We start from the raw sequence: 15,221 nt of genomic DNA, 5'->3' as shown, positions 1-15,221 counted from the left end.
CCTACGCCTCGGCATCTCGCCAGCCCTGGACAGCTTCCTCAAGACCCAGCAGAACGCCCTACGCCTCGGCATCTCGCCAGCCCTGGACAGCTTCCTCAAGACCCAGCAGAACGCCCTACGCCTCGGCGTCGGGAAACTAGACAGCAAAGCCGCCTTTCGGGTGGCACTGACCGGTCTACAGAACCCGTCCGCGCTGGTGGTCGATGATGCACTCGGCGCCTTGGAGCGTGCCGTCGAGGACGTCGGCCGCCAGCTCGACACCGAAGGAACGACACTCCTGGCCGTTTGGGCAGAGTCCCTGCGGGATTTCCGGTCTTGGCTTTTGGAGCCCGCCATCAAGTGGCCTGCGATTGGCTTGATGTCCTTCTTGGTCGCCTACTGGTGGGTAACGCTCAAGACGGAGCACCCCGATGTAGCGGACGCGGTTGAGGTGCCCTTTTCCGTCTTCGCCGGGCTTCTTTTGACGATGGCAGCAAGCGCAAGAAAGAAGTAGGCAGACATGCCGCGATAGGAGGCGTTCCAATCAGGTGAAATCTTTTTGGCATGTTCTAGCGAGGTTTGTTCGAACAAACCTCGGCATTCTCGCCGTTGTTGTGATCATCATCGGGCTAATCGCCTGGCTCAGAAAACCCGGACTCGTATTGGATTACCTCAAGGTTTTGGCCTGGCCGTTGGCGCTCCTTGCGGCGATGTGGTGGATGAAAGAACCAATCCACGCGAAGTTGAGGGATCTCTTGCGCTTGGACGTCGGTGTGGCCAGCGCGGAATTCGCCCAAGCCCGCGCGGAAGAGTTGAGCGCATCAGTGCAGGAAGACTTGCAGACCTTGGCTGAGCCAGACGATCGGGAGAGGTCGCCAGACTTGGTGACTGAGCAGGCGGGAGAGCTGCGGGGTCCCGTCCCGGATGTCCCGCAACCGCGAGCGACTGACGGCGCCCCAGCTATCGACCAGGATGCGCTGGAGTTGGACCGGCGGCATGCAACGGAGCGGCTCATCAAGAAGGTCGCTACATGGGGCTACGACATGGGAAAGAACGGTGGAGAACTGCCTACCCCTCGTGTTGTCTGGTCCGATGGCCGGCCGGAGCTCATGTTTGAACCTCAAGTCCAGAACCTCTCTGTACCCAGATACCGAACCTTTGGTGACCGCGAGCGAATCCGGAACTTGGAGGCTGAGGTACGTCGCCTTCAAGACGAGTGCAGCCAACTGAAGTATTCGGCCAGGTCGACCGGGCCATTCGAGAAGATGGCCAAGGAGGATCAACTCAAACTAGCGCGCGACCGATTGCGGATGGTCTACCCGGAATCCGGCTTGCTGTAAGCGGATCTCCTCGTCGGGCAGTCATCGACCGTTAAGCCTTCCCGTACGGGGGCCAAGGTGGAGCGTCCTACCGGACGAGCCTCAATGGTCGTTGTCAAGGGTGGGGTTGTTGGCCTTGGCCTGGCCGGGGTTCTCGGGCAGCCCTGTGGGTGTCCGGCCGAGGAGAGCCTGGCTGGTGGTCTCTGAGACCTCCCACAGGGGTGAACGTCAACCGGCGGCTCCTTGGGAGGGCCGGGGTGTGGGGCAGTGCCCCACGGTTGTCGCGGTTGGTCCTAGTGTCGGGAAGGCCCTGGTCTCGTCGTAGGGCTGGCGGGTGGTCAGGCAGTGGTGGAGGATGTCGAGCATCCGGTTGAACAGGTTGCGTTGCGCGGCGGCGTGCCAGTCGCCGCGGTCTCGTCGTCGGCGGTAGTGGGCCAGGGCGCCGGGTGAGGTGGTCAGGGCGCAGAACGCCCACTGGTAGCCGACCGAGGCCAGGCGCTGGTTCTTGGCCTTGCGGTTGAAAACGGCACGGGTCTTGCCGGAGGCGCGGGTGACTGGCGCGGCGCCGGCGTAGGCCTTCAGGGCGCGGGCGGTGGGGAACCGTGCGGGGTCGTGGCCGATCTCGCCGAGGATGCGGGCGCCCTGCAGCGGGCCGAGGCCGGGGAAGCTTGTGATCAGGGGCGCGTCGGGGTGTTGGGTGAAGGCCTCGATGGTGGCTGCGGCCAGGTCCTCGGCGTTGCTGATGGCGGTGTCCAGCTGGCGAAGCAGGCCGAGGGCTTGGCGGCCGAAGGCGTGTTCGATCGCTGGTGGCTGGCGGAGGTGGTCGGTGGGGAAGATGGCGTGCAGCCGGGTCGCGGTCGCGGTGATGTATCGGCGCCGGCCGGCCTGGACGAGCAGGTCGCTGATCTGCTCAACCGTGAGCGCAGCGGCGGTGGCCGGGTCGAGCGCGGCGCGCAGCAGCGTGCGGGCCATCGGCGAGGCGAGCCCGTCTTCGAAGCCAGCGGCCGCGGCCAACATCGCCGGGTAGTACTCCCGCAGCAGGCTGCGCAGCCGCAGCAGCAGGGTGGTGCGGTCCCAGACGAAGTCCTGCTGCGCGCGGGCCAGCACCCGGATGGCCTGGACCAGCTCGGTGTCGGCCGGTAACAGCCGATGGGCCAGGGCGTCGGTGCGCAGAATGTTGGCCAGCACCAACGCGTCCCCGGCATCGGACTTCTTGCGCGCGACCGAGTGCCGATCCCGGTAGCGGGACGCCGCCAGCGGATTGATCGCGTAAACCGGCCGCCCGGTCGCCCGCAAGCACGCCACCAGCAACCCGCGCGACGTCTCGATCGCCACCGGGATCGGGCTCTCGGCGCTGTCCCCGTGCGCGGCGAGCACATCCAGCGACTTGGCGAATCCGGCGGCGTCATCGCTGATGCGTAGCTTGGCCAGCGCCTGCCGATGGCGTCGACCAGCGCCACGTCGTGATGGCGGCCGGCACACCATCAGGTCGTCGCGCTCCTCAATGAGCCGCGGCGTCAGCGCGAGCGGGTGTGCCATGGACTCACACGTAGACCTTGCCGATGATCAGCATCGTCCCGCTTGGGTTGCCGAGGCGCTTCCCAAGCCAGTCGAGGAGTCACGGAGGGAGAAGCCGGATCGTCGTTGCTGGCCGATGGAAGGCGGAGGGACTCGATGACTGCTGCACAGTTGAGTTCGATCGGACCGGAAACGTCTAGTCGTTGTGTTGGCAGTCCCGGCCAGTCGCCGCCGGTATGCATTTCTGTGGCGAAAGATCGTAAATACCTCAGGTATCGGGGCGTCACGGTTTGAGACGACGTGAGGCGCGGCAGGGCGACTTTGAGGGCTTCCTCGCCTTCCCCGAGTTCGACTGCCATGGACCTGGTTGAGTGCTCGGACCGAGACGGCCAGACGTTTCCGTAGGGGTTCGAGTGCCGCCCGTCGTTCGCTGGCGTGGGCGCGGGCAGATGCGTAGACGGTTGTCGGTCCCCGATCAACCAGGTGCACACAGTTTTGGCCGACGCTCAGGCCGCGGAGGTCGTCGAGACGATCGATCATTGCCCCGATGAGCGGCTCGGCGACTTCCATACCTGTGGTGCTGACGATCCAAGAGGCGAATTGTTCCGGGGCGGCGATCGTGGGGAGGTAACGCCACAGTGACCCGAAAGCGGCTGCTTCGGTGCCACTGCGGTTGAGGGCAGCGGCAAGGTGTCTGATGAGGGTGGTCTTCCCGCTGCCATCGATCCCGTCAACGAAAATGATCATCGGGATGCCGACTGTTCGATCACGCGTTTCGTGGCCACGAGCGCACCCGGCACGCGGACGGCGAGTCGCTTGGCCTGCTCTATGTCGCTTGCGCCTGCGCGGCGGTAGGCGTCGTAGTCCCGGAGGAGCAGTCTGAGTTCGCTGTCGGGCCGGTCGCGTAGCGCTTCGACCACATCGGGAAGCCGCAGGCCTACTTCTGGCGCTCGGCGTGTGACGAGCAGCCGACCCGCGCTCGACAGGACGGACAACACCCGGCGTGCGGTGTCCTCGCGTTCCGATCCTGTGCGGTGGCTCGTGGCCAGACGGGTGACGGCGAACTCGTGCAGTACGGCAAGGTCACCAGCGAGGTCGGTCAGTTCTGGAGAGGTGGTTGGGGTAGGGGCGGCACCTGCGATCATGGCGGTGTCGAGCCCTACGCGGCGCAGCACCGCCCGCATCTTCATGTCGTACAGCGGACCGAGGCGACGGGCGTCGCCCCCGTGGTTGTCGGCGAGGTGCAGTGACGCTCGAGGACCGTGGCGTTGGGCTGCCTCGCCCACGATCTCGTGGAGCGTCATGGCGGCGACCGACGTGGGGGGCAGGTTCCATGCGATGAAGTCGACGTCGCTCCAGCCCTCGATGAAGTCCCCCCGTGCGGCGGACCCGCACAGCCCGACTCCGGCATCCGGGTGTCCGGCGATGGCAGCCTGACCCTCTGCCGCCACCTGGTTGACCAGGCGGCTGAGTGTCCGGCTGAACGGCAGAGGATGAGCGGCACGCCAGGTGATGACGGCAAGGGCGCGATCCAGCATCTGCTGGAACTGGGGATGGCTGGCGGCCTGCCGGGCGGCGGGAGCCTCGAGCCAGTGAGCCTGGACGAAGCCTTCGTCTCGGGCCGGCGTCGTGGCGGTGGTCCCCGTCGTGAACAGGAACCAGTCGACGGTCTTCGCCGCTGGTGTGCCGTCGTTGTCGGTGAACATGTAGGCCTCTTGCCCGAGGTACGCGCTGTAGTGCGTGTCGGTGAGGCCGGCCTCCTCGGCCACCTCTCTCTTGGCTGCTTCAAATGGCGCCTCACCCGGCTCCAGTCGACCCTTGGGGGCGACAATCTGTCGTTCACCGGTCTTGCGGATCTGATCGAGGAGCAGGATGTGAGGGGAGCTGAGGTCGTCGGTCGCGACGACGGCACCGGCGGAGGCGTATCGACGAGTCATGGCTGGATGCCTCCCGAGGTTGTCCGGATGGTCTGGAACGCGTCGCGCAGACGAGCCCTGAAGTTGACGATGTCGGCGGTGTTGTCGATCCAATGATCGGTAATGGCGCGCCAGGCCGGGATCTGTTCGCGGACGCGTTTCCGCTCGTCTTTGCGTTGGATGATGCGTCGAGCCTCGTCGGCGGTCAGCCGCCGGGCCTGCGCCAAGCGCCTAACGCGGACGAGTTCTGGTGCGGTGATGAAGATGATCGAGCATGGAGCTGGCCAACTTCGCTTCACAGTCGCAGCCAAAGCGGCATCGATGAAGCTCTCGACTGCCAAGGGCGTCTCGTCGTGGTCGGGCAGTTCGAGGAGTTTCCAGACGAACTCGTCGTACCTGAAGTCTTCCCGGGTTTCCATCCCCTCGTGGTAGGCCTGTCGTCCTGAGGTAAGTCGCACGAGGACCGTCCTGATCTTGACGCGGTGCGCGCCGAGGGCGGCCAGGTACTCGCCTGCGCTCGACTTTCCGGCCTCGCTGGTGCCGGCGAGGAGAAGCATCGGAGGTGCGGCTGGCTGCCGCATCACGATGGTCCTCCTATCCGACGGATCACCGCAGTAACGCTGGTGGGAAGATCATCTGGGTTGCCGATGCCGACGCGGATGACCGGTACAGCGGCCAGTGCGTCGAGTGCTTTCTCCCCTGAGTTGAATGCGGGAAGACTTCTGCTGATGGTGACCTCGTCGGCCGAGGAGAAGATCGAGACGTGGTCCAGAGTCGGGTCGCGTAGCTTCGCCTCGTGGTCGTTCACCGCGGCGTGCAGCAGATCTCGGGCTGCGAGAGTTGGCGCCTGACCCAGCTCGCCGGGGGCAAGGCCGTGATCCGGAATGACGATGAGGTTCAGTGGCAGCGGGCGGTGTCCGTCCGTGGTTGGGGCGGGAAGATCCACCGGGTAGAGGAGCCGTTCGGTGGCGTGGGCACCAGCAGCGGCGCCATGTCGGCGCGTACGTGCCAGGGCAGGGTGGGCATGGGTACGACGCAGGGCTGGCCGCCGGGGAAGACGGTGAAGGCGAACTCGTCGACCAGCAGGCTGCCTCCGCGAGCGGCGACGCCCAGCGCGAGGGACGTCTTGCCCTGCCCACGTCCGCCGTCCAGCACCGCTATGGCGGACCGTCCGCCGTCTGCGGTCACCGCACTCCCGTGCAGGAGCGCCAGTTCTCCGTCCCCCATGACAGCCATGGATCGTGCCGCGGCCTGGAGTACCCCGATCTCCAGCGTGGCAGGATCGCCAGCTAGGTCCGCAGCCAGTTCCAGTAGGACCTCACCTCTGCCGACGTCGACGGTCAGCCGGGTCTGGTGCCCACCACGTACCTGCATGACCTGCCCGGTCGGAATTGTCGGCAGCTCCGTGCCAGCGAGTCGGGCGACGAAGCGCCGCAGGCAGTGTGGTGCCGACTCAGCGATCCGTATCTCCAGCGCGCGGTTGCCGACTTTCAGCAGATTCATCACCGCTCCCCCGGCTTACGGAGGACGAGCCACATCGAGTACCGACGGTGTCTGCCGCGCACCCGGGGCGCGGGGGTCGACACGACACCCTCCTCCGATGTCACGGTCGCGTACTGCCGGATGCCGCACGCTGCCGCGAGGAGGTACAGCTCGTGGGCGGTGGTGAGGTGGGCGTAGCCGGGCGCCGCTCCGCTGGCCTTGTTGGCGAGGTAGATGATGTCGCGCGCGGGCAGTGGCCGTGAGCCGGTGCGACGCTGCCCCCGCCATCGCGCGGCGCGGGCGGCCAGGTCCAGCAGGTTGGCGATACGGACAAGCCCGAACCGGCCGGCATAGTGCCAGTTGAATGTCTCCACCAGGACGGTGCCTCCCGGGGCGCACACTCGCCACATCTCGTGCAGGGTTTCCACCCGCTCGGCCTCGGTGGCCAGCGCGTTGAAGGAGAAGCGGAGGCACCACACCTGGTCGAAGCTGTCTGCCGGTAGCGGCAGGGCGTTCATGCTGCCGTGCACGAAGGTCCCGTTCGGGCACGCGGCGCGGGCTGCGGCCAGGGCCGCCTCGTTGATGTCGACGCCGACGATGTTGCCGCCCAGCGCGGTTATCGCCCGGGTGACGCGACCGGCACCGCACCCCACATCGAGGATCCGCGCCCCCGCGTCGAGCCGGTGGTAGAGCGCCTCCTCGCAGGGGCGCAGCGGTGCGGTGTCGTAGAACGAGGTCTCACCCGCGTAGTGGACCTGGTTCAGCGCGCGGATCATTGTCGCGTAGTCGATCTCGGTGATACCGCCGTGGGTAGTTGTCATCGCAGTCCCAGTCCTCCGTCGACGTGCAGCGTGCTGCCGGTGATGTACGACGCCCTCGGCGACAGCAGGAAGGTGATCGCGTCCGCCACCTCTTCCGGGTCGCCGCAGCGCCTGAGAAGGCAGCGGTGACCGGCGGCCTTGTCGGGGGTCATCTGAGTGGCGATCGCGCCCGGCACGACCGTGTTGACGCGGATACCTCGATCGGCCAGCTGCCTGGCGGTCACCCGGGTGAGCGCCTCCACGCCGCCTTTGGCGACCGCGTACCCGAGTCGCTCCGGGTGCCCGAAGTGGGCGTTGACGGAACCGACGTTGACGATGGCGGCAGGGGCGGCGGCGTACGCGACGAACTCACGGATCACCAGGAAGGCGGAGCTCAGATTGACCGCGAGCATCCGCTGCCACTCCGCGACGTCCGCGTCGATGATCGAGGTGCGCTCTACCGCTCCCGCGCAGTTCACCAGTCCACCGACCGATCCCGGCTTGACGTGATCGGCGAAGAACGACCGCACCTGCTGCTCGTCCGCGACGTCGACGTCGTGCCAGGAAGGGCCCTGGTCTCCGCGTGGAACGTCTGCGGGCACATGAATATCCAACCCGTATACAGGGAGGCCCCTGCTCATGGTTGCCCGAACGGTGGCGAGCCCGATACCCCGCCCGGCACCCGTCACGATCAGGGCGGATGGAACTGCTTCGTACTCCACTGGCACCTTCCAGGGTCGTGAAAAGCCAGGGCGGATCTGACGAGTGGTCGCGTCCCGTTCTCTTCACACTCGCCCTCAGAGTGGCTGTCGTGAATGCCGAGCATGCGGACGAAGTGGTTGTCCGCATGCGGCGCGCCTTTTGGCCGGCGGCCGTGCAGCGCTGTTCCCGGCTTTCCTGGTTGCGTCGCGCTGCACACTGAGTGACCCTATGTGCGCGATATCCACGCTGCTCAACCCCATAAGGCTGCGAGCAGCCCGAAAGGCGGTGCCATGGGCCAGACCCCCCGGGCGCTCCAGCCATCCCTGTCCGAGCGCCACTTCTTCGGCGCCGAACTGCGTAGGCTCCGCGAACGCGCCAATCTCTCGCAGGCGCGGCTGGGCACCATGATCCGTTTCAGTGCCGATCTCGTGCGTCGTGTGGAGACGGCCGACCGGTTCCCCTCTCGAGAGTTCGTCGAGGCCTGCGACAAGGCGCTGGCGACCGGCGGCTCCCTGATGCGCCTGCTACCGCTGCTCGACAAGAACCGGACCAACGAGGGCAAGCCGACCGCCTCACCAGCCGGTGGCGGCGGCCTCAGGAGCGTGCTGTCCGGTCGTCCGGCAGAAACGTCGGGGCTGGCCGAGATGGTCGCTCGGGTCCCGTTCCAACCTGGTGTCCTCGATCGCGCCGCCCTGGACTGGCTGAACGCTCCGGCGGGACCCCGGCTGCCCGTGGCCAGACGACCCGGCTCGCCTGACCAGGTTGACGATGAAGATCTTCACTCGGCGGAGACCGCACTGGCGATGTTCCGGCAGTTGGACCACACCCACGGCGCCGGACGAGTCCACGCCCAGGTGCAGCGGTATGTCGAAGGCGAACTGAACCGGCTGCTGGGGAACACCCCCATCTCCGAGGCTGTCGGCCGGCACCTCTACACGCTGGCGGCGGGATTCTTCGAGCTCTGCGGGTACCAGGCGGTCGACACCGGCGCCCATGGCCTAGCCCAGCGCCGCTACCTTCGCGCTCTGCGTCTGACGGAAACTGCCGACGACCGCCTGTACGGCAGCTACCTGCTCGCCGTGAACATCGGCCACCTCGCGCTGCACTGCGGGCACCCCGAGCCGGCACGCAGGATGGCGCTGACGGCGGTGAGAGGAAGCGAGACCCAGGCGACGCCCGCTGTGGCAGCCGCGCTGCACGCGGTGGTGGCGCGCACGCACGCCCGGCTTGGACGCGAAGGCGACTGCCTGACCCACCTCACCATCGCGGAGAGGCAACTGGCCCGTAGCAAGCCCGAGGACGAGCCGGCGTGGATCCGGTACTTCGACGCGGCGTACCTCGCCGACGAGATCGCCCACTGCTTCCACGACCTGGGCCGACCGCTGCAAACCCAGCGGCACCTGGGCGACGCCCTCACCGCGCTGAGCCCCACCCATGTCCGGCGACTCGCCATCGACACCGCGCTCCTGGCCTCGTCGCTGGCCGCTGCCGGCCGCATTGACGAAGCCTGCGCCACCGCACGTGAGGCAGTTGACTACGCCGCACGAACCACCTCACACCGCTGCTTGCAGCGCATCGTCGAGGTACAGGCCGACCTTGAGCCCTACCGGTGCGAACCGGAGGTCCGCGAGTTCGGCGAGTACGTACGTCACCGACTACCGCTGGCGGCCGTGTAACCCCCGTAACCGTTGCTCACCCGCCATCACCGAGCGGTAGTGAGCCAGCTCCGCCTTCAGCGCCGCACCCGCTCGACGGGACGACGCCACGTAGTGGCCGACATCAGGAAGGAGCAACACCTCCGGCGCCATGCCGAGAGACGTCAACTCGTCGGCGAGTTCGCGTACATCGCCTACCACGGCCACCTCGTCGGCGGTGCCGTGAATGAGCAGCACCGGCCGCTGGACAGCGGCGGCACGGACCCGGCCGGCAGCACCTCGCAGCCGCATCGCGTGCGCCCGCTGGAACCGCGGCACCGTCTCCGCCCACCGGTCAGGATCCACGATCGCCGACACGCCGGTGGCAGCGGCGAACGGGCCGTCCTGCGCCACCGCGTGCAACGCGGTGTATCCGCCGGCGCTGGCACCACGGATGAACACCTGCCCCGGCACCGCCCGCCCCGTCGATAGCAGGTGAACCGCCACCGCCGCGCAGTCATCGACGTCGTCCAGACCCCACCGGCCGTACAGCGATTCCCGGAACGCCCGGCCGTACCCAGTGCTACCCAGGTAGTCGACATCAACGACGGCGAACCCGCGACTGGTGAAGAACTGCGCCTGCCAGTCCAGGCGCAGCAGGCAGGAGGCGGTAGGCCCAGGATGCGCCCGAACGATCACCGGTGCCCGCCATTCCGCAGCCGAGCCCGTCGGCGGATACACCAGGGCAAGCACCTCCCGACCACTCGCCACTCGAACGCGCAGCTCCGTCGGCGTCGATACCCGCGCCACGTCGAGTGCGGCGTGCTCCGATCTGGCAAGCACCTCCACCCTGGGATCGGCGCCAGCTAGGTGCACAAGCGCTACCTGCGGGGCTGCGGTCGGTGACGATCCGATCAACGCCGCCGTCGTCCCTTGAATCGCCAGGTACGGCTTGATCGACGTGTACGGGAGGTCGACCGGGCGGACAGCGCCGTTGGGATCGATGACGACAAGGCGGTGTCGCGGCCCTTCCTGCACCGCCACGACGATCCGACCGTCGTCGAGGAAGCCGTACGACGCGTAACCCAACTCCCATGGCTCCGCGGCGCACTCACCCGCGATCGGCGCCACCGCCTCCACCTCGAGGCCGTCCCACCGGTAAAGGTTCCACCAGCCACTGCGGTCCGACACGAAGTACAACGCCCCGTCGGGTCCCCACCGCGGCTCCACCGCAGACTCATCCGGACCACCGGCCAGCTTCACTGGGCCCTCGACCTGACCACGCCGGAAGTAGGAGGCCACCCACACCTCACACGCATCCCAGGGCATGTCGCGCTCGCTCCACGCGGTCCAGGCCAATGACTCCGGACCTGGCCGAGGCGCGCCGAGGAACCCCGGGGACGAGGCGAGAGTCCGCATCTGCGGAGCACCGGTGAGCGACACCGCGACGAGTTCGTCACCCTGCTCCGACTCCCGCACAGCCAGCAACTCGCCGTCGCCGATCGTCAGGTCTCCGAAGGATCCGCGGCTGACCAGATCGAGTTCCTCGCTGTGACGACGACTCCGGTAGAGGCCATCTCCGCCGACGCACCACAACGTCCCCTCAATGGCAGCGAACGATCCGCCTCCGTACGCGTGAACGCCGCTGGCGATATCGAAGCCCTTCGGACTGACATCACGCTTGCCCTCACCGGGCCGCCAACGCGTCACCGTCGTGCCCCCGCCGGCGTCGGGGCGGGTCTCCAGCCAGTACAGGCCGTCATCACCGGTACGCAGTTGGTCATAGCTCACCGAGGCGCGGACGGCGTCGTCCACCGAAACTTCAGCGTTTCTGTCCGCCGCCAGCCTCACGGGTCCTCCTCGAACAGCTTCCACGCGACCGGACGACGGCGGGCTCGTCAACCAGTCGCCGGGGCACCGGCAAGGCCAGCGAAGTCTCGGTCCTCCGGGCCGGCGCGAGTGCTCAGACGTGGCGACTCTACGCCCGAGCGCCTTGTCCCTGCCGCTGGATGTCCCCTCGCAAACTGCCCGCCGGCCCGTTCGTTCTCGCGGAGGCGACGTCGATGCGGACGACAGTTCTTGTCCGCATCTTCGGTATCGACCAAGCCATTCGGATCGAGCCACCATTCGGAGCGGAAAGGCCATTCACGGGCGGCGCAGCAATGAATGTTCTGTCCCCCGATAACGACCTCAATGGAAGGGTCCGATGCAACTACAGGAGGAATTGGCGCGCTACGGCTATCGCCAGGAGTTGGCCCGGAGGCTGCGGTTCCGGGACCTGGTCGCGTATGGGCTGGTGTACATGGTGCCGATCGCGCCGATGGCGATCTTCGGCAGCGTGTACGCCGGCTCCGGCGGGATGGTGGCCCTGGCGTACGCGGTCGGTGTCGTGGCGTTGGTGTTCACCGCGTTTTCGTACGCGCAGATGGTCAAGGCGTTCCCCATGTCGGGAAGCGTCTACAACTACGCGGGCCGGGGCATCAGCCCGCCGGTGGGTTTCTTGGCCGGCTGGGTGATCCTGCTGGACTACGTGCTTGTGCCGGGGCTGTTGTATCTGGTGGCGTCGGTGGCGATGCACGCCACGGTGCCGGCGGTGCCGGTGTGGCTGTGGCTGCTCGGATTCGTCGCGGTCAACACGGTCGTCAACTCGGTCGGCATCCGGATGACTGCGATGGTCACCCGGATGATGCTCGTCGGCGAGTTGATCGTGCTGGCGGTCTTCCTGATCGTCGCCGGCTGGGCCCTCGCCTCGGGCAAGGGCCGGTTCAGTTGGGACGCCTTCTACAACGCCGATATGTTCACCTGGTCCCTGGTGGCGGGTGCGGTGTCGATCGCGGTGCTGTCGTTCCTGGGCTTCGACGGCATCTCCATGCTGGCCGAGGAGACCAAGGGCGGCTCGCGGCAGATCGGTCGGGCGATGGCCGCCGTCCTCGTCCTGGCCGGGGTGTTGTTCATCGCCCAGACGTGGCTGGCCGCGATGCTCGTCCCCGAACCCGGCACCCTCGTCGCGCAGGGGGATCCGAACGGGACCGCGTTCTACGACGCCGCCGCCGTGGCCGGCGGGGGCTGGCTGGCGACCCTGTGCACGGTGGCGACGGCCATCGCGTGGGGCCTGCCCAATTCGATGGTCGCGCAGGTTGCCACGTCTCGGCTGCTGTACGCGATGGCCGCGACCGGCAGTTGCCTGCCTTCTTGGCGAAGGTGTCCATCCGCCGCAACGTGCCGATCAACGCCACCCTGCTCACCGGCGCCGTGTCCCTCGCGCTGGGCCTGTACATGGCCACCCGCGCGGACGGGATCACCCTGCTGTCGTCACTGATCAACTTCGGGGCGATGGTCGCGTTCCTGGTCCTGCACGTCTCCGTGGTCGTGCACCACCTCCTCCACCGGAGCAGCGGCAACTGGTGGGCGCACCTGGTCATGCCCGGCATCGGGTTCACGATCCTCGCCTACGTCGTGGTGAACGCCAATATCGCCGCGCAGCGCCTCGGCCTGGCGTGGCTCGCCCTCGGGGTCGTTGTTCTCGCCGGCCTGTATCTGACCGGACGAAGGCCGGTGCTGTCCGGCTTCGCCCCCGCTCAGGTGCCGGCGCGTGACGTGGAGCGGGTGTGACCGCCATGGACACGATCACCTTCCGTCCCGCCCGCGACGAGTTGGCCTACACCTTCGGTGGCCGGATGCCGGTGGCCCACGTCCGCTCCGGCGACGTGCTGCAGGTCTTCACCGAGGACTGCTTCGGCGGTCTCGTTCGAGGGCCGGCGGACCTGCCGTCGCAGGTGTGCCGGATGCCGTACCTGAATCCGGTGTCCGGGCCGTTCTTCGTCGAGGACGCCGAGCCCGGCGATACCCTCGCCATCCACCTCGCCGCCATCGCACCGGCCCGCGACTGGGGAGTGTCCTCGACGTTTCCGCACTTCGGTGCGCTGACCTCCACCTCCCGAACCGCTACCCTGCAGCCGCCCCTGGAAGAGCGGGTGTGGGTGTACAACATCGACCGGCAAGCCGGCACGATCCGCTTCCACGCCACGGGCAGCGACCACTCCGTCGACCTGCCCCTGGACCCCATGATCGGCACCATCGGCGTCGCCCCCGGCGGGTTCGAGGCCCGCGCCACGATCGTCCCCGACATGCATGGCGGGAACCTGGACACCCCGGAGCTGCGTGCCGGGACCACCCTCTACCTCGGGGTGAACGTGCACGGCGCGATGCTGGCCCTCGGCGACGGGCACGCCCGCCAAGGCGAAGGCGAAGCCTGCGGTGTCGGGGTGGAGATCGCCACAACCACCACCCTGATCATCGAGGTCATCAAGGGCGCCCCGACGGCTTGGCCCCGCCTGGAGACCGATACGTCCATCATGTCGATCGGCTGCGCCCGCCCCCTGGAGGACGCCTACCGGATCGCCCACCACGACCTGGTCGGCTGGGGGCGATGCTTGTCAGTCGCCCGTTTTGATCAGCTCACTGCGGGAAGCAAGCGACGTGGCAGAGTCGAAGCGACGTCGGCTGGCGGAAGACGACCTGTTGAAGGGGTTCGACCGGACAGGGCCGAGCAGAGGAAGGCTGGGCGGCTTCTTCGCCATCACCATCGGCGCATCCCTGTTCGCATGGAACCTCGCTTTCACCTTCGGCGCGTACCACACGCTCTTCTACGTGAACCGGCAACGGCTCTTCGTCCTGTCACTGGTCGTGCTGCTGGGCGGGCTGATCATGCGTCCTCGGATGCAGATCCATCCCTGGCTGCTGGCCCTGTTCGCCCCTCCGCTCCTGCTCACTCTGGAGCGGCTCGTCTTCCCACCCGGTGATACAGGTGCTCTTGCGCTGGCCGTGGATCGTGTCCTGCTCGTCGCCACTGCCGCTGTGTCGCCGATCGTCCTCTGGGTCGTCGCGCGGATACTCGCGCCCGACTACTTCACCCTGCCCGACCAGCGAGCCCGGATCGCAGTGGTAACTGTGGTCGCCGCGGTGGCCGTCCTTGGCTACGTTGCCGGCCGGTTCAACGATCGCTTACTCACCTGTGAAGACTTTCGAGTGGCCGGCGACGACCTCCCGAAGAACTGCCTGCGGGTAGAACCTCAGTAGCAGCCGGACGGCCGCTCTCAGTTCCGCCTCAACTCACCACCCAGCCCTCGGCGGTCTGTGGCTACCGCGTTGAGGGCAGCTGCAGGAGTGCCGGAGGCCCCGTGATCGTCGAATCGACCACCCGCACCCCGCCGTCCCGCTGGCCGGTCAACAACAGCCGGCCGGAGCCTGCCTGGTGGAGCCAGCCAACCCGTCCCCAGCAGCACATACCGCAGCGGCCTGCACAACTGGCTTCCGTACGTCGTGTTGGGCGCCACCGCCCTGGTGATCGGAAGCCTCGCCACGATCGTGGTCGTCCTGGCTCGATAGCCAACCCTGGCCCAGTCAACAGCGCGCTGGACGCATATGGCAGCAGCCGATGCAAGGCGAATAGACAGCCCCTCCGTTCGTCGAGCTGATGGTTCGCCTGCTTGGATCGGTTCCGCTACTGCCCGGACTGATTGGTCAGAACCCTGCAGTCGTTGCCCGCTGCCGCGAGCAGTGCGCCTGCGGTGTCGAGCCGGCCGACCGCGCGGTGGGTGGCGGCGAGGGTTTTCCACTGGAGTGGGTCAACGGTCAGCACCGCCGCGGCCGGGTGGTTGACCAGGAGGTCGAGCCGGTCGGTGTCGGTGACTGATCGGGCTGCCTCGGCCAGGCACATCACGGGTAGCCCGAAGACGCATCCCTCGTCGGCGACCTTGGCGATCGCCTCGCCCACGGCGGTCGAGCCCTCGCTGAACGCGAGGATTGCGGAGGTGTCGAGGATGAGCCGGATCGGCAGGTTCTTCAGGGCGGGGGCGGGCTGGTTTGGGC

At 67.4% G+C, this 15,221-nt stretch carries 11 protein-coding genes and 4 pseudogenes; 6 read left to right on the top strand and 9 right to left on the bottom strand.

The window, feature by feature from the left end:
- Together KBX37_RS29930 and KBX37_RS29925 are read left to right on the top strand one after the other, a co-directional pair.
- Nucleotides 1–493, top strand: a 493-nt coding sequence (locus KBX37_RS29930; protein ID WP_210779225.1) for a hypothetical protein, incomplete at its 5' end; no start/stop codon positions are given.
- A gap of 100 nt (nt 494–593) precedes the next feature.
- On the top strand, nt 594–1,319 hold the full coding sequence (locus KBX37_RS29925; protein ID WP_210779224.1) for a hypothetical protein: 726 nt from the start codon (nt 594–596) through the stop codon (nt 1,317–1,319).
- Nucleotides 1,320–1,526: 207 nt separating this feature from the next.
- Here KBX37_RS29925 and KBX37_RS29920 read toward each other — a convergent pair.
- The 7 genes and pseudogenes from KBX37_RS29920 to KBX37_RS29895 all read right to left on the bottom strand — a co-directional run bounded on the left by KBX37_RS29920 (nt 1,527) and on the right by KBX37_RS29895 (nt 7,703).
- Nucleotides 1,527–2,758: pseudogene (locus tag KBX37_RS29920) on the bottom strand (IS110 family transposase).
- 801 nt (nt 2,759–3,559) lie between these two features.
- Complete coding sequence (locus KBX37_RS29915; protein ID WP_210779223.1) at nt 3,560–4,753, bottom strand: NUDIX domain-containing protein; 1,194 nt, start codon at nt 4,751–4,753, stop codon at nt 3,560–3,562.
- Nucleotides 4,750–5,313 (bottom strand): hypothetical protein, encoded by a 564-nt coding sequence (locus KBX37_RS29910; protein WP_247659270.1) that lies wholly within the window; start codon nt 5,311–5,313, stop codon nt 4,750–4,752. Before KBX37_RS29910 ends, KBX37_RS29915 begins: the two co-directional genes overlap by 4 nt.
- Complete coding sequence (locus tag KBX37_RS35010) at nt 5,313–5,540, bottom strand: hypothetical protein (RefSeq protein WP_247659269.1); 228 nt, start codon at nt 5,538–5,540, stop codon at nt 5,313–5,315. Before KBX37_RS35010 ends, KBX37_RS29910 begins: the two co-directional genes overlap by 1 nt.
- A gap of 89 nt (nt 5,541–5,629) precedes the next feature.
- Nucleotides 5,630–6,235 carry a hypothetical protein gene (locus tag KBX37_RS35005; RefSeq protein WP_247659268.1) on the bottom strand — a complete coding sequence of 202 codons (606 nt, stop codon included), beginning with the start codon at nt 6,233–6,235 and terminating at the stop codon, nt 5,630–5,632.
- The gene (locus KBX37_RS29900; RefSeq protein WP_210779222.1) at nt 6,235–7,035 is read right to left on the bottom strand and encodes a class I SAM-dependent methyltransferase; all 801 of its coding nucleotides are present in this window, start codon (nt 7,033–7,035) and stop codon (nt 6,235–6,237) included. The genes KBX37_RS35005 and KBX37_RS29900 overlap by 1 nt, the downstream gene beginning before the upstream one ends.
- A complete protein-coding gene (locus KBX37_RS29895; RefSeq protein ID WP_307849264.1) occupies nt 7,032–7,703 on the bottom strand; it encodes an SDR family oxidoreductase in 672 nt (223 codons plus the stop codon). The genes KBX37_RS29900 and KBX37_RS29895 overlap by 4 nt, the downstream gene beginning before the upstream one ends.
- 303 nt (nt 7,704–8,006) lie before the next feature.
- Between KBX37_RS29895 and KBX37_RS29890 the strand changes: the two genes are divergently transcribed.
- Nucleotides 8,007–9,392: a helix-turn-helix transcriptional regulator gene (locus tag KBX37_RS29890; RefSeq protein ID WP_210779220.1), complete on the top strand. Its 1,386-nt coding sequence runs from the start codon at nt 8,007–8,009 to the stop codon at nt 9,390–9,392.
- Here KBX37_RS29890 and KBX37_RS35730 read toward each other — a convergent pair.
- Nucleotides 9,365–10,550, bottom strand: a pseudogene (locus tag KBX37_RS35730) (alpha/beta hydrolase family protein). The gene KBX37_RS29890 and the pseudogene KBX37_RS35730 overlap by 28 nt on opposite strands.
- Nucleotides 10,551–11,556: 1,006 nt before the next feature.
- Between KBX37_RS35730 and KBX37_RS29880 the strand changes: the two are divergent.
- From KBX37_RS29880 to KBX37_RS29870, 3 genes and pseudogenes are all read left to right on the top strand, one after another.
- Nucleotides 11,557–12,962: pseudogene (locus tag KBX37_RS29880) on the top strand (APC family permease).
- Nucleotides 12,959–13,778, top strand: a pseudogene (locus KBX37_RS29875) (acetamidase/formamidase family protein); the annotation flags it as partial. The pseudogenes KBX37_RS29880 and KBX37_RS29875, both read left to right, overlap by 4 nt.
- Before the next feature lie 396 nt (nt 13,779–14,174).
- Nucleotides 14,175–14,429, top strand: a complete 255-nt coding sequence (locus KBX37_RS29870; RefSeq protein ID WP_210779219.1) for a hypothetical protein — start codon at nt 14,175–14,177, stop codon at nt 14,427–14,429.
- 424 nt (nt 14,430–14,853) lie between these two features.
- On the opposite strand, the gene KBX37_RS29865 is transcribed toward KBX37_RS29870, so the two are convergent.
- The coding region (locus KBX37_RS29865) for a hypothetical protein (protein ID WP_247659267.1) at nt 14,854–15,221 on the bottom strand (368 nt) is incomplete at its 5' end.

It is taken from the genome of Micromonospora sp. U56 (genome assembly GCF_018070095.1).
GTDB classification, from domain to species: Bacteria; Actinomycetota; Actinomycetes; order Mycobacteriales; family Micromonosporaceae; genus Micromonospora; species Micromonospora purpureochromogenes.
This window is presented reverse-complemented; position numbering and strand designations above follow the sequence as displayed.